At 46.1% G+C, this 20,564-nt stretch carries 16 protein-coding genes; 2 read left to right on the plus strand and 14 right to left on the minus strand.

Features of this window, described 5'->3' with window-relative positions; translation table 11 throughout:
- Nucleotides 1-261 precede the first annotated feature (261 nt).
- The 4 genes from CC90_RS0120325 to CC90_RS0120345 all read right to left on the minus strand — a co-directional run bounded on the left by CC90_RS0120325 (nt 262) and on the right by CC90_RS0120345 (nt 9,070).
- Entirely contained in the window at nt 262-7,125 is a 6,864-nt protein-coding gene (locus tag CC90_RS0120325) for an S-layer homology domain-containing protein (protein ID WP_031392552.1), read from the minus strand.
- Between the two features lie 51 nt (nt 7,126-7,176).
- Entirely contained in the window at nt 7,177-7,701 is a 525-nt protein-coding gene (locus CC90_RS0120330) for a phage tail protein (RefSeq protein ID WP_031392553.1), read from the minus strand.
- Nucleotides 7,702-7,789: 88 nt separating this feature from the next.
- Complete coding sequence (locus tag CC90_RS0120335) at nt 7,790-8,155, minus strand: hypothetical protein (protein ID WP_051869899.1); 366 nt, start codon at nt 8,153-8,155, stop codon at nt 7,790-7,792.
- A gap of 189 nt (nt 8,156-8,344) precedes the next feature.
- Nucleotides 8,345-9,070, minus strand: a complete 726-nt coding sequence (locus CC90_RS0120345; protein WP_031392555.1) for a LytR/AlgR family response regulator transcription factor — start codon at nt 9,068-9,070, stop codon at nt 8,345-8,347.
- A 225-nt stretch (nt 9,071-9,295) separates the two neighbouring features.
- Here CC90_RS0120345 and CC90_RS23440 point away from each other — a divergent pair, with 225 nt between their 5' ends.
- The gene (locus tag CC90_RS23440) at nt 9,296-10,000 is read left to right on the plus strand and encodes a TetR/AcrR family transcriptional regulator (protein ID WP_051869901.1); all 705 of its coding nucleotides are present in this window, start codon (nt 9,296-9,298) and stop codon (nt 9,998-10,000) included.
- Nucleotides 9,997-10,872 carry an alpha/beta fold hydrolase gene (locus CC90_RS0120355; protein WP_031392557.1) on the plus strand — a complete coding sequence of 292 codons (876 nt, stop codon included), beginning with the start codon at nt 9,997-9,999 and terminating at the stop codon, nt 10,870-10,872. The genes CC90_RS23440 and CC90_RS0120355 overlap by 4 nt, the downstream gene beginning before the upstream one ends.
- A 121-nt stretch (nt 10,873-10,993) precedes the next feature.
- Here CC90_RS0120355 and CC90_RS0120360 read toward each other — a convergent pair whose 3' ends face one another.
- The 10 genes from CC90_RS0120360 to CC90_RS0120405 all read right to left on the minus strand — a co-directional run bounded on the left by CC90_RS0120360 (nt 10,994) and on the right by CC90_RS0120405 (nt 20,520).
- Nucleotides 10,994-12,280 (minus strand): M18 family aminopeptidase, encoded by a 1,287-nt coding sequence (locus tag CC90_RS0120360; protein WP_242843361.1) that lies wholly within the window; start codon nt 12,278-12,280, stop codon nt 10,994-10,996.
- A gap of 80 nt (nt 12,281-12,360) precedes the next feature.
- Nucleotides 12,361-13,254 carry a DUF2156 domain-containing protein gene (locus tag CC90_RS0120365; RefSeq protein ID WP_031392559.1) on the minus strand — a complete coding sequence of 298 codons (894 nt, stop codon included), beginning with the start codon at nt 13,252-13,254 and terminating at the stop codon, nt 12,361-12,363.
- A gap of 88 nt (nt 13,255-13,342) precedes the next feature.
- Nucleotides 13,343-14,977, minus strand: a complete 1,635-nt coding sequence (locus CC90_RS0120370) for an ABC transporter permease (protein WP_031392560.1) — start codon at nt 14,975-14,977, stop codon at nt 13,343-13,345.
- Nucleotides 14,949-15,683 carry an ABC transporter ATP-binding protein gene (locus tag CC90_RS0120375; protein ID WP_031392561.1) on the minus strand — a complete coding sequence of 245 codons (735 nt, stop codon included), beginning with the start codon at nt 15,681-15,683 and terminating at the stop codon, nt 14,949-14,951. The genes CC90_RS0120370 and CC90_RS0120375 overlap by 29 nt, the downstream gene beginning before the upstream one ends.
- A 17-nt stretch (nt 15,684-15,700) precedes the next feature.
- A complete protein-coding gene (locus CC90_RS23445) occupies nt 15,701-16,225 on the minus strand; it encodes a helix-turn-helix domain-containing protein (RefSeq protein ID WP_031392562.1) in 525 nt (174 codons plus the stop codon).
- A 328-nt stretch (nt 16,226-16,553) separates the two neighbouring features.
- A complete protein-coding gene (locus CC90_RS0120385; protein WP_031392563.1) occupies nt 16,554-16,697 on the minus strand; it encodes a cyclic lactone autoinducer peptide in 144 nt (47 codons plus the stop codon).
- Nucleotides 16,698-16,817: 120 nt separating this feature from the next.
- Nucleotides 16,818-18,122: a sensor histidine kinase gene (locus tag CC90_RS0120390; RefSeq protein WP_031392564.1), complete on the minus strand. Its 1,305-nt coding sequence runs from the start codon at nt 18,120-18,122 to the stop codon at nt 16,818-16,820.
- Nucleotides 18,119-18,859: a LytR/AlgR family response regulator transcription factor gene (locus CC90_RS0120395; protein WP_031392565.1), complete on the minus strand. Its 741-nt coding sequence runs from the start codon at nt 18,857-18,859 to the stop codon at nt 18,119-18,121. The genes CC90_RS0120390 and CC90_RS0120395 overlap by 4 nt, the downstream gene beginning before the upstream one ends.
- Nucleotides 18,860-19,451: 592 nt before the next feature.
- On the minus strand, nt 19,452-19,748 hold the full coding sequence (locus CC90_RS0120400) for a hypothetical protein (protein ID WP_031392566.1): 297 nt from the start codon (nt 19,746-19,748) through the stop codon (nt 19,452-19,454).
- A gap of 7 nt (nt 19,749-19,755) precedes the next feature.
- Nucleotides 19,756-20,520 (minus strand): ABC transporter permease, encoded by a 765-nt coding sequence (locus CC90_RS0120405; protein WP_031392567.1) that lies wholly within the window; start codon nt 20,518-20,520, stop codon nt 19,756-19,758.
- Between the last annotated feature and the right edge of the window lie 44 nt (nt 20,521-20,564).

The raw sequence follows: 20,564 nt of genomic DNA on the forward strand, positions 1-20,564 counted from the left end.
TATTAATTACCTGCCAAATTTATATTATTTATACAGACCCCTTCCCGTTTTTCCATAAATCAGCAAAAGGGGAAACGGTTAACTTTTTTGTTCTTGGACAAAACAAAAGTGTGCTTCATACACTCTCATCGCCAAGGGCTTCAGCAGCACAGCTTTTATTCCGCGCGCGTAGCTGCGCATCCATCTTTATGTAATAGGCGTATTTTCCTGTTACATAAAAAGAGCCTGCCTCCTTGAATAGAGACAGGCTCTTTCTGTTTTTTAACGGCCGATTCCCCGTATCCCATCGGCATTGAAATAATACTCCACGCTGTCAACGGTCTGCGTTCCGGTGAGTGGCTTTCCGTCTTTGTAATACAACCACTGTCCGGCATCGTTCAATGCCCAGCCCTGAGCGGTGGAAGGATCGATGGTCAGCTTGATGTAGCGATGCAGCATAATCGAAACCTCGGCACGTGTGGCATGATCTTTGGGATTAAACTTATTTCCGTTGCCGCTCATCATGATACCTGCCTGCTGCATAGCCGTTACCGCGGTTTTGTACATGCTTCCGATACTGGAAGCATCCGCATAATTGACCGCATCACGGGTCACAGGAAGGGTATAGCCGGTGGCTTTGGCGTAGTTTTGCAGAATCAGGGATATTTCCTCACGGGTAATTGCTCTGTCAGGTGCGAACTGCTGATTACCGATACCCTGAATGATACCGTTCTTGTATGCCCATTCGATATAAGGGTGAAAATCACTGTCTGCCTTCACATCCGTGAAAGTATTCGTGGCGTAAAGCTTTGTATCTACGCCAGCCAATCTGCCCAGAGCTGTTACAAGCATTCCGCGTGTCATGGCGGTATCCGGGAAAAAGGTCATATCAAAGGTGCCGGTAATAAGCCCTCTTCCTGCCACATAGTCAATAGAATCCTTCGCCCAATGACTGCCGGTATCGACAAACTTCTGTAACGGAGCCGTGTAGCCAACACCATAAACTGAGAGGTGTCCGGTTGGAATAAGTACCGCTCCTGCGTTAGCATCATAGGCTGACCCCTCAATCCGGGTGACTTTCCCCGTTGCATCCATATATACGCCATAGAGGCAGCCCACAGCTTCATTTTTACCAGGCTTATAAGGGATGGCAATCGTTACGATTCCGCCGTTAAAAGTTGAAATTGCGGTTGCCTTGCCATCCTTGGGGTAGCTGACCGTGATGTCGTACAGAGGTCGTGTACCTGCCATGGCCTTTGAGGAAGAGGAAAACTTCGTCTTGGGGGCAATCGTAATGCTGATGCTGCCATTACTCTGTTTCATGACTTCCGTCAGCGCCTTTTGGTCAAGATTCATCCTTATGAAAGAACCATTAATCTCAAAGCTGCTTACACCGGCGCTCACAAGACTGTTCAGGGAGCTGCTGGTCAGCATGACTGACAACGCGGTTGCTCCCCTGGGTATTGTTACATTGAGTTCCACAGAGATACCATTTGCTGCTTTTCCCTGCCTTTTCGCTTCTTCCTGTGCCTTGGCAATGGCATCCGTAACGGATTTATCCGGAATGGCCGCACTGGCTGTACCGCTTACTCCGGCTGTTGTCACTACGGAAGCCGAGGCTGTAACAGGCTGGTTAGGTTTCTTCCCTGATGATGTGACGGTGTTTTTGGTGGCACTGCCATCAGAAGAGGAATTGCCGCCGGAAGATGGGCTGTTGCCGGAAGAAGAATCGTCACCGCTGCTGCCTTCATTCCCGGATTGCTTTGTAAAGGTCACCGAAAGCACCTCGCTGTCCGCCATACCCGTTTTCACCGCAATCGCCTTTACAGTCATTGTTTGAACGAGGCGGAAAGATGCCGTGTAAAGAGTGCTGCCTATTGTCGGCATGCTGCCGTCCGTGGTGTAATAAATCTCCGCATCCTCCGTTTGGCTGAAAAGTGTTATGCTTTGGCTGCCGGCAAATGTGCCGCCGTTTGGCGATGCCGCAGGCGTTTTCACTCTGAATACAGGCAAAGCGGCACTATTGCTGACAGCGGCGCTGGCATTATAGCCCGGTCTTGCCGCCATGCGCTTGTAGCCGGTGACGGTTTCTCCGGGCATACAGCCTGTTTTGGTATACGTACTGCTCCAACTCGTACCGTCAAAGCTGTATTCTGCTCCGGCCGTCTCGGGAATGGTCACTGTGTAACTCGTATCGTTTATGCCCTCATAAATCAATGTAAATATATCCGGTGCTGTCTGATTCTTATTTGCAGTGTTGATGCTCAGGCTGTTGGTTGAAGATACGCTATGGGTATCCGTTTCTGCAAGACGAATGGACAGGGTCACATTTTCCGAATGATTTGAGGTATAGGTACGTGCACTGCTGAAACTGCTGCCGTTAAAGCTGTATTCTGCGCCCGGGACTTCCGTAATCGTAATGGTTTTAGGGAAGTCGCCTTCGCTGACAACATAGTTAAGCGCCGGGACAGGGCGGTCGTTCAGCCTGGCAAAGCTGATCAAGCCTGTATCGCCCGCCTCGCCCGCCTTTTGGATTGCCGTTTCCCTGACACGGACATAGAAGGTATGGCTGGAAAGAGGTGCAATACCGGTAAACACATTGTTGTCCTGCCATATGCCGCTGTCCAATTTATATTCCGCACCGGTAATGGCGTTTATCGTATAGGTAAAGGTACTGCCGTTACCGGTATAACTGCCTGTCACAACAGGCGCTGTACTGCCGTCCGCCTTTTCTACAACTGCGGTAGCGGCAGAGGTTATATTTCCTTCACAGTTGGCAGACGTCACCGCGACGGTAATGGTTTTGCCTATGTCGCCGGAGGAAAGGATATAGCTCTCGCTGTTCGCTCCGGCAATCGCGCCCCCGTTTCTCTTCCACTGATAGGACAGCTCGCCCAAATCAGGAATTGCCGGGGTTGTATTCAGCCCTGTTGTGCCCGCAAGCAGCAGTGCACCGTATTTAGGGGTTCCACCGACGGTCACCGTTCCTGACAATGTTGCTTTGTGTGTTTTTACAATGAACGGCAGACTGGCAGGCGACGGTTCTTTGGTCGTGGTACCCTTGAGTCGCATGTAAAAGGTATATTCCGTATCTGGATCGAGGCTGTCAAACGTATTGCTGGTTTGCCAGGTGCCGCCGTCCTCCAAATATTCCATGCCTAATACGGGATTTAATGTGATTGTATCTGCCGTTTTGTTATAAAGAGCCGGCGCGGCCGGAGCCGCTTGCTGTTGCTTTGCTACCGGGCCTGATCCTGTGGAGGTTATAGTTCCTTCACAGTTTGCAGTTGTCACGGCTACCGTAATCGTTTCTCCGATATCGGCAGCATCCAGCGTATAGAGCGCATTATTTGCGCCTGTGATATCCGTACCGCTGCGTTTCCATTGATAAGAAAGTACACCCAGATTTGAAGCTCCTATTTCCGGCACAGATGTCAAAGCAGACGTATTCACAGAAAGTTCTTCACCGTATTTCGGTGTCCCGGCGATTGTTACCGTTCCGGATAAAGCGGCTTTATTTGTGATGACTGTCAGCCCTTCGCTGATTGGAGATTCCGCATGGGTTACTGTTTCCGGATACTGCGCATAGAACGTGTAGCTCGTGTTAGGCGAAAGACCTGTAAAAGAAGGACTGTTCTGCCAAGTTCCCTCTGTACCCAGGCGATATCTGGCATCCGTACCCCCACTCGTCATAGTTTGCAAGGTTACGCTGGATACCGTTTTCTCCACCAGTATCGGTTTACCCGGAACTGGTGAAAGGTATTTTACCGTAATAAGCTGATTAACTGTTTTGCCATTTACCGTGATGGTAACGGTGGAAGTACCCCCGGAAAGAGTATCTCCGTTTGCCGGATTAGTGATGATTCCCTTTGCCCCGAAATCAGCGAGGGCTACATCCTCCGTGTTGCCGTCACTTTTCATCAAAGTTACCACGAGGCCATTGAGATTAAGAATATCCCCTTCCTTGTAGGTGAGTATGGCGGGAGAAGTCTTGATTGCTATAGAACTCACCGGTGACGGATTGACAGTCAGCGTAAAGTTCAGGGTCCCTTTCTTACCGGAAGGATGAGAAGCCTCCAATGTAACAGGATAGGTTCCTACAGTAAGCCCTTCGGCTATGTCCAGTTTTTTCGTCGTATCATTCCATGTTATTTTGGCATTACCTGCCTTGACAGGCACACCGATAGGCTCAGTGCCCGTAATAGTATACATACCGGTTGAGGTAGCAGCGTACCCTTCTTCTAAAGTCATGCTGGTGGGCCCGGTAATCGTCGGCACCGTCGCTTCACTCAAGACTGTTATTTTTGCCCTATCGGAATATGCCCAGATGCTGCCTCCCTTAATGCTGACCTTGCAGAAATAGTAATGGTCCCCTGCTGCCAGAGACGCCGGAAGCGTAAAGCTGGCGTTGGTCTCACCGCTAAGCACATCCGGGCTGCCATATCCGTCATTAACCGTATGGTACCACTGATAGCTGAGAGTTTCTTCCGGAGCGGACACAGCTGCCACCGATAAGGAGCCGCTGACATAGCCGGCTGCCAGTGTGGTCGCCTTCGGCTGCTTCGCAAAAGCAATACCGTTTCTGAGAACCGGCTGGTAAGCTGCCTTATTGCCTGCCTCATCCTGAACTACCACATTAAAGTAATAAGTGGTACCGGCGCCCGGCCATGTCGCAGAATAGCTGTCGGTATCTGATGTTCCTCCGTAATTTTGCAGCGTTCCATTGTTCTCACAGTCCTGTACCGCACTAATATCGTTTGCTGTGGAGCGGTAAACGTAATATTTCAGGCCTGTTTGGCTCGATACACTATCCGTTGCTTTCGTCCAGCTCACCAGTATCCTTTCAGGAGAGAAAAAGTTTGACGCAACTTGAAGCGTCCCCACTGCTCCCGGAACAGGAGCAGTTGTATCCGCTACTGCGGACACGTTCACCCTTGCCGCATTGGAACGGGCCGAGGATGTTCCTGCTCTGACCTCACAGAAATAGTAATAGGTTCCCGCCGAAAGAGTTACCGGTATGGTAAAGCTGCTGCTATTTGCTCCTGAAATTGCTGTACCGCCGGAATTAGAATCCGTTGTGTTTTGATACCACTGATAGCTTAAGGATCCGGACGGCGTTACTTCAGCCACTACCGAAAGCATACCGGAAATGCTGCCCGCGATGGCATTGGTAATAGAAGCAGGATGTTCTGTGATGCTGATAATTGCTGAAGGTGCCGCCGCGCCAAATACTTGCAGCGAAGGCAGACTCCCTTCCGAAATATTCCATATGGCGGCATCCCAATTCAGAACAGCACTTCCCCATGTTGCCGCCGTAAGCCACTCTGCACCGGACTTAGGTACTCCGTCCTTATCGTCGGCGCTTCCGCCCGCAACGGCCGAACCATTTACCAGCATAGTGCTGGAAGCATAATTATTGGCTGATACTGCCGCACTGTTTTTTTCACCGAATATCCTGCCGGAATTGGCCCCTGAGCCCATGATAGTACCATTCAGTGCCGCACAGCCGCGAATGCCGGCACTGCTGCCCATGTTTCCCGCAATCCCGCCGGCTCTATTGCTGCCAGATGCTACCGCAGTAATATTCCCTGTGGCATAACAATTTTCTACGGAAGTATTCAGTGCTCCGGCAATACCACCGATATACGATTGACCGGAAACATTTACGGTACTGACGCAATTTTTAACAGTCCCGCCTGACGCATAACCGGTAATCCCACCTATTCTGAGTCCTCCACTGACAGAAATCATACCGCTGACATAACAGTTCCCGATGGTGCCGCTTGCCAGATTAGCCACAATTCCGCCGGTAATATGATTCTCACTAAGCTGGATGGATATTTCCTCAAGCCGTAAATTTTTAACTGTACCATTTACAACAGAACTAAACAAGCCGCAGGAGTATCCGGATTCTGCCCCCGAAATTTCCAACCCCCTAATCGTTTTTCCATTGCCGTCAAAAGTACCGCTGAAGGAAGGATTATTGCCTATAGCCACCCATCCGTTTCCGCTTTGATAAGCTGACAGATCGATATCATTGGTTAGCTTGATACTTTTACCTGAAAAGTTATCTACTCCTGATGAGTCCGCATTTGTTAACAGCAGTGCCAGCCCTGCAAGCTGGTCAGCAGTGCTGATTTCAAATGTTGAGGCACTTGTATTATACCAGCTCGTATCCGGCGTTCCCGCCGCCATAATCCCTCGCAGCATCATTGGCGCTGTAACCGGAAGAGATTGCACCTCGGACAGCATGCCTTTTTCATTTTCCACCGTAAGATATGCGGTGTACTGCTTTTGGGCATCCAATTCTCCGGTAACAGAGACCGTGATTGCTGATTCTGCGAGGATAGCACCGTTTTCCTTTACTGCTGCCTCATCAGGGGCTTTCACGGTCTGTGCATCAGGTGCATCTGCTTGTTCCTCGTCGATCAGACAATAATAGGTCCCGTCCTGATCGGATTCGAAGATTAGCTCTGCGCCATCTGACGTAAGCTGCGCCGCAAGCAAAGAAACCACAGGCGTAGCTTGTTCGCCCATGTCTGTGGTGAAATTCTCGGATACGATGTTGTCTTCCGGCCTGCCTTCTATTACCGCTATACCATACACGGTATATGCCGTGTTACGCATAAGATTCCGGGTATCAATCACTGCCGGCAAGCCCGCAGTTATCTTCACTGATTCAGATACTTTCAGAGTATCCGCGTCCGGTTTATTCTTTGCTGTTTCCTGTATGAGATAATATACTGTACCATCCTGATCGGAGGTAAACTCAATCGTTGTGCCGCTGTCTGTAATGGCACTTACACCAATCGTAAGTACAGGCGAAGCACTGCTGTCTGTACTTGCACTTTCACCAGCGGCAGGTGCCGGCTCCCCACTGCTGTCCGCGCTTGAGCTTCCATCAGCCGCAGGTGCCGGCTCCCCATTGCTGTCCGCGCTTGGGCTTTCACCAGACAAAGGTGTCAGCCCTCCGCCGCTGTCTGCACTTAGGCTTTCACCAACCGCTGATACCGGCCCTCCACCGCTGTCCGTGCCTGCGCTTTCCCCTTCCACCGCGAACACGTTCGCGGGAAGGGTATTCAATACCAGCAGAACGGCCATGCAAAGAAAAGCCACTTTTTTCACCTTTTTAATAACTCGATTCATTTCTTCATCCCCTCTGCTCCCTTCCTGCTCTGCAGGAAAAGACGTCTGCTTTTAATACCGCGACGGATAATACCCATTGATGCAGATAATATAATTCATTGCCAGATACGGCTGAACATTTGCATGCGGTGCATTTTGTCCTTCATTTCCGGTCGGTGATAATGTTGTGTTTGCTCCTGCCTTATAAATATTTAATGCTTCGAACGAATTATCTGTCACTTTTGCCATAACGGTATTTGCTCCGGGAACGTTCGTTGATCCGTCTTCTGTACTTGCCGGGATTGGATGCGAATGTATCGGCAACTGATTCGTCGTAAGTGTAACCGTTTCTGCACCTCCCGTTTGCCCCGTGATATAACTAGATGTTCCGGCACTCTGTCCTGCCCCCACAATAACCCTTCCCGAAAGATTAGGGAGCATGAATGTAGTTCTGCCGTCACCGCCGTATTTGTTCCCGATAAGGGAATAAAGCGCCTGATATTGATTAATGTTTAAAGTCTGCCCTTTGCAAAAAAGCCAGCCTACCGGTTCAAAATCTATCGGCCATGCTAAAATTGTTCCAATAAATGCTTCCATATTCATTTCTCCTTTACATAGTTGAAATTTTCAGTTTCAGATTATCCAAATCGCTGAAAACCTGATTTGGACACACTCGTGAAACGGGTTACCTCTTTTTCTTCCATGCCGTACTCCGGCTGTTCTTCCGGCGGCACATCAGGCTGCAACACAAGCTCTTGACCACCGCAAGATAACTGTTTTTTTCTACCGCGATATAACCGACGATCCATTCAAGGGGTCTGACCCGGCTTCCTCTCGGAAGGATAGGGATATTACTGCCGTTTTCCGTAATCAGAATATCGCCCTGCGCCGGTGCACGGGCAAAGCCCCCTATTTCTCCGATTACATTGAAGTTTTTATCCCGGTACTGTTCCGACATTTCTTTTCGGGTTACATATCGGATAACGCATCCACTACGCGGCTCTACGAATATTCCGCTCCGTCCTGTTTGCGGAACTATCCGGTAAATCATTTCCTTCACCTCCGATCACAAGAATCAGTATACATTCTGATTTTGCTTCCTGCGGCCAATGGCGAACTTGACATCTCTAATGACGAAATTGGCAAAAAAAGCACCCTGCCGAAGAATCCGGCAGGGTTTACTGGTATGGTATATTTTAAATTTGCCATGCAATGAGCAATCATTTCGTTTTATGCCCATTTACAGCCGCTCTTCCTCCATACGGGAAAACAGGTATGCATAATACTGCTCTTTTACGTTCTTACAATATTTCCGTGAAATGCTGATCATCACCGGCCCCGTCCGCATATAATTCTCTTTCATTTCCGTTACCTGAAGCAGATTGATCAGAAAGCTTTGGTGACAGCGGATAAAGAATTGCCCCGGCAGTTCGTTCAGTATTGTCTCCAGCTTGCCATAACACTGCAGGGTATTTCCTGCGGAGAAATGAAATAAAAGAAGCTTGTCCCTACTTTCAATATAAAGAATATCGCGACAGTCCACATTATGTACAGAGCCCTTGTATCGAATGCTGATTTTGTACCCGCTTTCTTTCCGGATTTCACCGAGTGCACGATCTAATACTGTATACAAACGTCCCTGATCGAAAGGCTTTTCCAGATAATTGTAGGCGAATACCTCATATGCCTGCGAGTAATGTTCCCTGCTGGAGGAAAGAAATATAATCTTGAGGTTCTCCTTTTTGCTGCGTATCTCCTGCGCTGTCTTAATCCCATCCATTTCAGGCATGTAAATATCCAGAAATAAAATATCTGCTGAAAAGCTATCCTCCTTTAACTCATCCACCAGCGTTTTTCCACTGGTAAAGGAAGTGATTTCAAATAAAGGATCATAGGCATAGAGAGCTCTTGACAATCGCACGATATCTTCCGCCCTATCATCACAAATCGCTATTTGAACCGCCATACCTCCACCCCCCTAATACATAACAATTGATATAATTATACCATATTCTTGAATGATTTCCAGATAATTCTTCCATGAAATTCTTCCTTGAGGTCCATTACTATCTGATAAAACAGGAGATTAAGCAGTTAAATATATTTAACGTAACAAATTTGAATTGACAAATTAATCCAACAAAAGTATTATTGACTTAATATAAAGTCAATAATATTGGGAGGAATTAATATGCCGCGCAATTCGGAAAAAAATGCCCTTGTGCGAGAGGCCAGAAGAAAACAAATACTTGACGCTGCTCTTACTGTCTACATCCGTTTCGGATACCACGGAACAGATATGGATACTGTCGCCGAACAGGCACAGCTTGCAAAAGGTTTGCTTTATTATTACTACAAGACAAAAAAAGAACTGTTTGTAGAATTATACACATGGATGTACGAAGAATCCTATTCGTTCTCTGCCGCCCTATTAGACAATGTTGAAAGGCGAAATTCAATTGAGCAGCTTATGTACTATACTTACGGCATGTTCGGAGTAAACCGGTCCGACCTGCGATTTATGCAGTTTAGTATGCGTGTACCTTTTGATGCCTATGCCATATTCGGGCCTGAAAAGTGGGAAGAGGGCGCACAGAAATCGGATATGCACAGAAAGGCTCTGACAACTATAATAGAAAAAGGTATGGAACAGGGCTTAATTCCCAAAACAAATCCAGGCAGCGCTGCCAATAGTTTTTGGTCCGTTTTTGTTGCAAATGTCTTTGAGTATTCGAAATTGATGACCGGAAATGAAGTTCCACATAAAAGTGATATTCAAACTTTTAAAAATGTCATTCAGTTTTGCTTTCAAGGGCTGGGAGTAGAATATGCCATCTGGAACGCTTGTTTAGAAAAGGTGGTTGCCGAAAATAGTAAAAAGGAGGAAGCTTTATGAAAATTTATAGAAGTAAGAAAGCAGGAAAGCAAATCCATGATACATACAATGAACTGCTTAACATGTGGAATGTAGATAAAGAAGAACAAGATATAGCCGGTACCTATGGCTCAACCCATATAATTACCTGCGGCGACAAAGGAAAATCTCCGCTCGTACTCTTTCATGGTGTGGGCGATAACTCTGCCCTAATGTGGCTTTACAACGCACAGGCTCTTTCACGCCATTTCCATATTATTGCAATCGATACCATTGGGGGGTCGGGCAAAAGCCGGCCAAACGAGAACTACAATAAAGAGTTCGACGATGCAAAGTGGATTGATGAAGTATTATCGGAACTCGCACTCGATAAAATATGCATTGCCGGCGTGTCACATGGTGCCTTTCTTGCACAATATTACGCCCTGCACAGGCCCGAACGGACCGAAAAAATTCTTTGCATGGCCGGTTCGGTCCCTGTCGGTAATTCCAGCCCCATGAAAACCATGATGAAAATATTTTTACCGGAGGCGTTATTCCCTACCAAACAAAATACCATTAGACTTTTGAAAAAATTAAGTGGTGAAAACAGTAATGTATTCACCGAAAGTCCTATCATACTCGAGCATTATCGCGCTTTGTTGAAAGGATTTAATAATATGGCGATGGCTTATCATAAAGTAGAGCCTTTTAGTGATGAGCAAGTTGCGTCTATACGCGATAAGACTCTTTATCTTGTAGGCGATGAGGACCCGTTTGCCAAATTGGGCGGAAAAAATGCTTTGATCCGGTATCGGATGAATGCTAAGTTTTATCCCGAAGCAGGTCATGGTATTAATCATGAAATTTCAGATAAAATCAATAACGAAATAATCCATTATTTTTCTTCCTAGTTAATGGAAAGCATCGGCGCAGCTTAATTTAGACATCGTCCTGCAAATAACCCGACAAAGTTCAGACAAGCAATAGGGTAGATTCATTTGAGGACGATGTGCCGGTATTCCAATTAATACTTTACATGGAGTAAAAACAGCTCAGCGCCTTTATCATGGCCTCAACGTCCAGACTTCCTGCCGTCTCGTAAGCAGAGTGCATCGCAAGCTGGGCAAGGCCGATATCCACCGTGCTGACGGGCACCTGTGCCGCCGAAATATTTCCAAGCGTAGAGCCGCCCGCTATATCGGAGCGGTTCGCATAGGTCTGAAAGGGAACCTCTGCCCGTTTGCAAATATCCTTCATTACCGCTGCTGAAACTGCATCCGTCGTATACTTCTGACTTCCGTGATACTTGATGACGATACCGCCATTTAAATAGGGCCGGTTGGTGGGATCCGCTTTTTCCGGGTGGTTGGGATGCACTCCATGAGCGTTATCCGCAGATATCATAAAACTATCCGCCAGCATCCTGCAATAGCCGCTTTTGGTCAGAGACAACGATTCGCATATCCGTAGCAAGGTATCCTGAAGGAAGGTGGACGCAGCCCCCTGTCTCGTCATGCTTCCCACTTCTTCATTATCGAATACAATCATAAGATTTACATTTTCCTCCGACTTCGATGCGAGCATCGCCCGCATGGAAGCGTAGACGCACTCCAAGTCATCCAGTCTGGGAGCAGAGACGAACTCTCCTTCAGCGCCTAAGATTCTTCCTGCTTCCCTGTTATATAAAAATAAATCACTGCTTAAAACATCCTCCGCCTTCACTCCTGCCGCCCCGGCAATCAGGCTCAGGAAGGAATTCCTGCTATCTATTCCTCCATACAACGGAAGCATATCCGTCTGCGCATTGTATTCCATACCCTTATTGATATCCCGGTTCATGTGGATTGCCATGTTTGGAATGATGAGCAAATCTCTGTCCACTGTTACTGTCCGGCTGACCAGACTTCCATTTTCCGTTACTACTACCCTTCCGGCAACGGAGAGAGGCCGGTCCATCCAAGTTGACATAATCATTCCGCCATAGGGCTCTACGTTCAACTTTACATATTGTTCCTCCACTGCCATTTCCGGAATTTCCTTTATTTTAAAACAGGGAGAATCGCTATGAGAGGCTACCATGTGGAAACCCTTTATCTCCTTCTCCGGTAGTCGGAAGGCAATGAGAGCGGAACCATTTCTGTTTACATAATATTTCCCGCCTGTCGAAAGTTTCCATTCCTCATTTTCATTAATCGGAAGGTAACCCTCCTTCTTTAACTGCTCCTGCACATTTTCCACCGCATGAAAGCAGGTAGGGCTTTCTTCTATAAACTTCAACATTTGATATACCGCGTCCATACGATTTTCATGTTTATCCATTATGGCGTTTCCTCACATTTTCGAATTCTTATATTTTTGGCCTTGTTTCAGCTTCCCGTCTTATGTTTCAGCTTTACAATTTATATTTCCTTAACAAGCCCCTTTTCCATCAGAAAGGCCGGATCATAAGATAACTTCGCTTTTCGCAGTCCTTCGTCGCCCGTATCTTCTTCCCTATTGATATAACGATATTCCGACGCCTCATTCAGCACGAACTGTTGATTGATCATAGGATAAGCTCCCTGAATATCGGCAAACGCCTTTTCGATATGAACTACGAACATATCCTCACCGCAAGGCTCACCTAATGAAAATGCTACCACGCGTCCGCCTGCACGGATAAGTCCGCCCTTTAGCATCAGTGCTTCCCTTTCCTTAAGTGCATGCAGCGTCACACAAAACTCGTTGTGCTTAGGGCCTTTTTCCTCGCATCCATTCTGGTTTCTCCATTCTTTAGCCATGGCAATGCACTCTTCCACGTTTTCATCGGTAATGCGCTCATAGCTCCAGTCCGGATAGGCTTCTTTGAAGCGGTTGATATGATTTCGCTTTCCGTGCAGCTTTTTTCCTGCAAGAGAAATCAGGCGCTCCGATTCATAAACATAATCCGCAGTATCTCTATTATACTCCACCTTAAATCTTCCCGGATATAATCTATCTAATTTCTCAAACTGCTTCGGCGATACCAAATGCAGCTTGAAGGGTGCGTTCTTCTCTTTAAAATATTCCGTAAGAACATTTATTACCTTTTCAAGGTCTCCTTTTCCGAGAGGACAGCTTATGGATACCTCCGCCTCGTCGGAAATGAATACGAGCATATCCTCAACCACCGCATAGCGTATATTATAAAAAGGTGACCATAGCAGGTTATTCGCAAAGGTAAATTCACAGTTTCTTACCGGCTCCATGTCATAATAGCTTTGAATAATCTCTTCGTCTTCAGTTCCTATCTTTTTCCAATTAATTTCAATCATAACTTCCTCTTTCACCAGATTTTTATCCGCTGTAATTATTTTCACTTTTTTCCCTAACAGTATACAGCTAATATATTTTTTTTACACCCTAATCTAACTTTCTTAAGTCAAAATTTACCATTTTTTTATAAATGACCGCCGTTATCAGCAGCAAAACTATCGTTATCACACTCATTAATATATGATACGCAGCTCCGCCGACCAAAAGCGTCAATACGATTCCCGCTATAGCAACTGCAAATTCCAACAGCATTCCTGCAAAGAGCGCGGTTCCCTGTTTCACTACCGATGCCTCATTGTCCCAATGGAACTGAGGGAACTTTATATTTATCGCCATACCCATCACCGAAGCAAAAACACAATACGTAAGCGGAATCACAAACATCCATACCGAGCTCATTCCCTGATATCCTAACGCCGCCACGCATAAAATAGCGGCAATAGCACAGCTTGGAACAGACAAGGTGAGATTTACGAGTATTTTACTGTCGAGTATCACTTTCGTCCTTACCGGAAGAGATTTTGGAATCCACCACTGCTTTCCTTCCAGAGACAGCGCACTGATAGTGGTAGTTCCTATCATTCCCATTAGGGCCAATAGGAAAGGCAGTATTTTTTCTGCCGCATTTCTTGCCACCTCTGCGACCTCCATCGCGCTCATCACTTTGTCTTTTCCGACAAGCAAGAGAGCGGCTCCCACCAGAATCATCATAATATAACCGACTGCCGTATTCATGACATAAATAGATGATGAAAAATACCTCTTCATTTCTTTTCCATACATTGCGCCTATAGGGCTCCGGCTATATTGTTTCCCAAGCACATAGTTCTTCTTCGCCGCATGGGTAATGAGCGCCGCGCATATGGAGGCGTATTTCCATTGCACCACTCCCGTAAACACCGCAAAAATCCCTGCGGAAACTGCCGCAAAACCTGCAAAAGCAGACGGACTTCCGTTCACAATGGCTTCTGTGTATAAGTTGGCAAGGGGATACAGATTGTTTATCTGAGCGCTAAGAAGCGATGTGAAATCCGTCATCTGCTGCGTCGTAATCTCTCCCTTCTGAAAGGCCGGATAGAAAGACACTATCAGAATACCTATAATGAATGCCATGGAAGTCACAATCGTCAGGGCGTTCTTGTACTTCATTCTGGCTGCCACTGCCGTTACCGCAGCTCCAACTATGGACGCTACCGTCAGCGGAACGAGAGGCACCAGAAATATGCTGATCACATATACAATATAAAAAGCTGCCGGCGCATTCACAAAGACTCCGTAAATAATCCCTGCCGGAAGCATTGTCAGTAATGCCAGAACAAGATTCCCTATATACATATTCAAAAACCGGCTTACCACAATCGCCACAGGACTTATCGGAAGAGAAATCAGCATTTCATAGTTTTTAATCTGAAACAGCATACTCCCCGCCTTTAATATGGTAAACATCAGGATAATAATACTGGTTATGGACAACAGGTATGCGGGTACAATATGGGGCAGTCCTAAAAAGCAAAGCCCATAGGCTCCTGCACTCATGTAAAGGGCAATTATCGCACCGAGAAAAATATAGATTCCCAAGAGAAGATATAAACTGTGCCGCTTCTTTTCATCCTTCGAATGCAAAGTTTCATTGATGCTCATATATTGTAAAAGCTGTATTTTAAGCAGCTTCACGATCTGCATAACAACGGAGCTATTTTTCCTTAGCTGCATCTCCTCCATGCCTTACCACCTCCATAAATACATCCTCCAGCGACTTCCCTTGAGTCAGTTCCTCGGTCCGCCCGGACACAATCAGCGTTCCTTCCTTAATAATCGCAATTTTATTGCACAGCTTCTCCGCCACATCGAGCACATGAGTAGAAAAAAATATGGCGCTGCCCTCCGCACAAAGCTCCCGCATATATCCTTTCAGTAAAACACTGGCCTGCGGGTCCAGACCGACGAAAGGTTCATCCAGAATTAACAGCGCAGGCTTATGAATGAGCGCTGAAATAATGGCTAGCTTCTGTTTCATTCCATGGGAATAGGAGGCAATCAGATCGCCCAGACTTGCCGTCAGTTCAAAAGCATCCGCATATTTTTTGATTCTTTCTTTTCTCGTCTCTGCATCTATTCCGAAAATATCTCCAATAAAGCTCAGATATTGGATTCCGGTAAGGTGCTCGTATAAATCCGGATTATCGGGAATATATGCCATCTTTTGTTTACATAATATCGGTTCTTTTACTACAGAATGCCCATCAACGAGTATCTCGCCCTCTTCGAAATCGATAATTCCGGCTACCGCTTTAATTGTCGTCGTTTTACCGGCTCCGTTATGACCGATGAATCCATAAATATCTCCCCTCTCAATTTCAAGGCTTAAGTTGGATACGGCCTTTTTACCGCCCTTGTATGATTTGGTCAAATTTTTTATGCTCAGCATTCTTCCATCACCTCTTCCTATTCACTTTCATCCTCTTCGCACGGAGACGAGATAAAGGTAAGCCTTCTGACGTTCCTCCCCTTTTCCACCGTACTGCAAAGGTAGGGAGCTATCGCTTCCCCTATTTTTTCCATAACCACCATAAATTCTTCGTCTGTCAATAGAAGAGTAGAGGTGGAAAGCGCCAAAAAATCCCTGACCGGGTCTGCTGTTTCCTTGGAAAAATATTTTCCAAAGGAGGTCATTAAAGACATAAGCGATGATTGAATCATGTGTTCCACGCTGTCGTTGCTGAATTCACAGGGCTTGCAGCCTTTCATCGCATATGTTCTCTCCACAGTCCCTCTTATCTTCTTCTCTTCTACCACCGTTATACAATCCGCTTCATATAGCAGCTTAATATGCCGGTATAAGCTCGCCGGCGGAATATCGCTCATCTCCTCCATTATCTGCGAAGGCGTCCCTGATCCATGAATGAGCAAATATTGGATAATCCTAAGCCGTATCGGATTCATAACAAGTTTTGATATATCCTGCTCCATTCCTGTTATCACACTCCTGACGTTCGTTCTCATATTTAATATTATTATCAATAATGATAATAATATTCCTTTTTTTATATTACTTCTTATTAATATATTTGTCAATATCAATATAGCCGCATTTATATTATTGACTTATCGAACAAAAGTGCGTCTCGTATACTCCCGTAACCAGCCGTTTCGGCAGCACAGCTTTTGTTGCGCGCGCAGCTGCGTATCTATGGTTTCTGTAATAGGAGCATTTTCCTATTGCAGAAAAAAATACCCTTTTGTATTAATATTTCAATACAAAAGGGTATTCGACAAAATAAGTATAATAAGCACCGACCTACTTCTTAAATTTTTTTATTCCCACCGGCTGCTTAGGTTGATGCAGAACATATACACATCTGCTGTCTGCGGCCACCTCCACAGATTTACGTGCGATTTTCTCCATCAAGGTTGCTGCTACATTCTTTTCGTTCTTAGTCATGATTTACATACCTCCTTTTTGTGATATTGCTGTTTTATGTATTGCTGTTAAGATTATATCGATATTGTACCTCTTTTTTTTATACTTTCATGCTATATGTTGAAATTCCGGGACAGCATGTCATTTTTCCCCGAGACTTCCATACATAACTACTGTTACCTGAAACATTCCTCCCTGATCCGATATCTTCATCTGTCCGCGGTAGCAGGCTGCTGCCTGCTCCACCGACAACAGGCCGAGGCCGTGACAGTGTGCATCCGGCTTGGTGCTTAAGAACCTCCCCTCCGCGTCTCTCCTCCCGCTTCCTTCATAGGGATTTCTCACAGTTACCTGCAGTACCCCCTTGACATAGGAAGCATCCAGATGAATGTATCCCTTTCCGGGCTCCAGCTTCCGGCAGGCTTCCAACGCGTTCTCAAGCAGATTGCCCAGGATGATGACCAGATGGCTCCCTTGAAATGGCAAGCCTGCAGGAAGGAACACATCCGCTTCAAACGCTATCCCCTCCCTCCGGGCCAGGGCACATTTGTGGTTCACCAAAGAGTCTACTACGATATTGCCGCTGCGAAACGCCTCCGCAGGCTGTCCGGCAATCCCATCATCCAAAAGGCCCTGCAGATAGAGCGCTGCATCTTCCGCATCCCCCGCCTGCACCATGCCCAGAATTCCCGACAGATGGTTCTTCATGTCGTGCCGCATCCGCCGCAACTCCAGATACAGGCTCTCCTGTTCCTGCGCCTGACGGCCGCACAGCTCCAACTGTTGCTCATACAGACGATTCTGTTCCCGCAGCTCCGCATCCCGGGCCATCCAGTCATAAACCTCGAAAATCACGTAGCTTACCAGCAGAAGCAGAATACCGGCAGAGACAGCAAAAAAAGAATATTCCCTATGGATATAGGCTATCAGGAAGATGTAATGCATCAGATAGATGCTGCATATCGGAATCACCAGAATAGCAAAAAAATATCGGACTGATACATCCCGGCGGTTCCTGCCCGGCAGACAGCGACCGGCAGTAACGGCAAGGATGAACACCGCCATCTTGGATATAAAACTACCTGCCATCTGCAGACTCTCCCCACCCATGCCAAACAGTTCCAGCAGAATGAGAACGATAATCTCCACCAGCATCCATACCGTACAGACAAGCACCGAAAAGGCACACCGCCTTTTCAGGCTCCCGCACCCGGAAAGGGATGCCGTAAGAAATACAAGCAGTATATTACATGCCAACATCAGATGAGAAGGCAGGGCTGAGCCCGGACCTGAAAATACTTGGAAAACATAATAAAGAAACCAGCCTGCGTATCCCGGCAGAGATTTATGGAGCGGACCGAAAAAAGCCTTCATGCACCGCTGCATAATGAGCAGATGGAGGACCGGCAGGAGCAAATCCGGCAAAAACGGAAAAGGAGTACTCATTCTATCACCGTCTTCCCACCGGCAATCTCGCACAGACGCTGCCGGACAGACTTCTGCCTGTCTTCACTGATCTTAAGCTCCATCTCCTTTCCTCCAAAGCAGAGGAGGATGCCTGAAAAATTCATATTACGTATGTAATCATAATTGACCAAAAAAGACTGATGGATGCGAAGAAAATAGCTGCGGCTCTCCAGAATGCTCTCTTCCACATCGTTGAGCTTTCCATAGAACTGTTCCCAGCCTCCATCCTGCAAGAAAATATAGACAACCCGATTGCGGCTCTCAAAATACACAATATCCTTCAAAGCGAGTTTGCGCATTCTCCTGTTAAAGGCGAATTGGAAATATACCTCTGTTTCTCCAATACGCTGACAGGCCTCCCGAAAGTAACGCCGGAAGCGCTCCGTATCCAGTGGCTTCGAAAGGAAGCGGAAAGGCTCCACCTCAAACAACTCCCTGAGATACTGGTCATATCCCGACACATAGATGAGCAGCACGGACCGATCCATCTCCCGGATGCCGTGTGCTGCCCTGATTCCATCCACATTCTCCATTTCAATATCCAGAAAGATTATCCCGTAACGTTGTCCTTCCCGCATGGCTGCCAGGAGTGTATCCCCGCCAAAAAACACGTCCGTCTCCACCTGGATGGCCAGGTCACGGCTCTCCCGCATTACCGCAGTCTCCAGACTACCGGTAAATGTAGTATTATCGTCGCAAATCGCTATCTTAAGCATTTTTCCCCTCTTACTTCCTTCTGGTGCCTTGCAGAAGCCCGTCGACCTCCTTCTGTGCCGTCCCCTGCAATCATCGCACACAGATAACATCTAAGTTTTCATTCAATCGTCATTGACTAATTAGATAGATATGTCAATACAATTATTATATTCACCTTCCCGCACATTTGCAATATGAGCAGGTCATGTAATGTCAGAAAATGTTACTATTCAGTATTCGTCATCATAGCAATAATTCATACAAAGAAATACTGCTGGGTAGTATTTTTCGCTGGCAAAGTGCGGGTTTTCTGTAAACTCTGTTCATAAAAACACCTTATTGGGGCAGCACTTGTTGAACAGGTGCTAATTAATAAAACAGACATAACGGAATGATATACATCATAACATCCGCCATGTCTGTTTTGGAGAGATAATTCTACTCAAATACTATTCGGTTGACTACATATTTTTTGTATTCTTCCTGTTCTTTTCAGTCATTTGTATTAACATCTCTCTTTGTTAAAGCCTTATTATTTTTTTCATTGCCGCGTTCCTAAGCCCCAAAAACTATAAAGCAGAAACATTCCTTAAGAAATACATGACTGTCTTCTCATTGCAGAAAGTTTAAAAGCAGTGCCATTGCAACGATTCCAACCATTAGCAGCGCCCAAAAGGAGCTGATTACCATAGAAATAATGTTCACAGTACTCCGGCTCTCACTGCTCTTTACACATATAATAGAAAGGATCAATCCGGCAAGAACGAAGATAATATTGCCCCCGGCACAAATCGTACGTACCTCATCCGATAAGCTGATATTCAGAAATGTCAGAATAAGAGTTACCAGCGGAAGAATACTGACAACTAATGCCACCATACTCATAGTTTCTCGTTTTTTATTTTCCATTTTTTATTTACCTCATTTCCTTTTTCCCAAATCGTGTAACAGCTACTAAAAGTACCAATGCAAAAATCATTATCGCGCAAGGCAGGAACGGAAATACTGCAAACGCGGTATCAGAAGACTCCGTTGTAAAATCATGCAAAGAGCAGGATACCAGATATCCGCTGTAGCAGTAAGGATAGACAATCCATAGCGGTGTATTGGCAACCAAAACCCCCGGAATAACAAGAAATAAATTTAGGCCTAAAGAAAGCAGCGGTTTTTCAAATAAAATGGTGATTGCCCACATAGTGGCCATACACGGCAGCATCGTAAGGAATAAACCAATGCACCATTTTAACAGATAGAACAACGGCAAGGCCTCCGTAATACCTGATGTATTGGCAGCAATCAGGCCGGCTGCAACAAAAACTACAAGAAAAACCACCATTTCCATAAAAAGATAAAATAGCAGCACACAAAATTTCGCCAATGACAATGTATACCTGCTTACCGGCAAGGCAAGCATCTTTAAAATACCGTTGTTCTGAGTCTCTCGCCCTGCAATCATCACGCACACAACAATCATGCTAAAAGGCAGTAAATAATATGCGTATACCAATGCGCTTTGGATAAACATCGCCGGCCATGCATCCGTATAATCCGGCGTAAAATAACTGCTTAGGTTCGCTACCCCGGATGCCACCACCAGAAGAGGGGCAATAAAAATCAGGGGAGTAATTTTAGAACGCTTTACCTTTTTTAACTCGATATTAAGTAATTCAAAAAAACTCATAATAATGCTCATTCCTTTCGGTTTGTTTCATTTGTTTAATTAGT

The sequence above is a fragment of the Kineothrix alysoides genome, from assembly GCF_000732725.1.
GTDB classification, from domain to species: Bacteria; Bacillota; Clostridia; order Lachnospirales; family Lachnospiraceae; genus Kineothrix; species Kineothrix alysoides.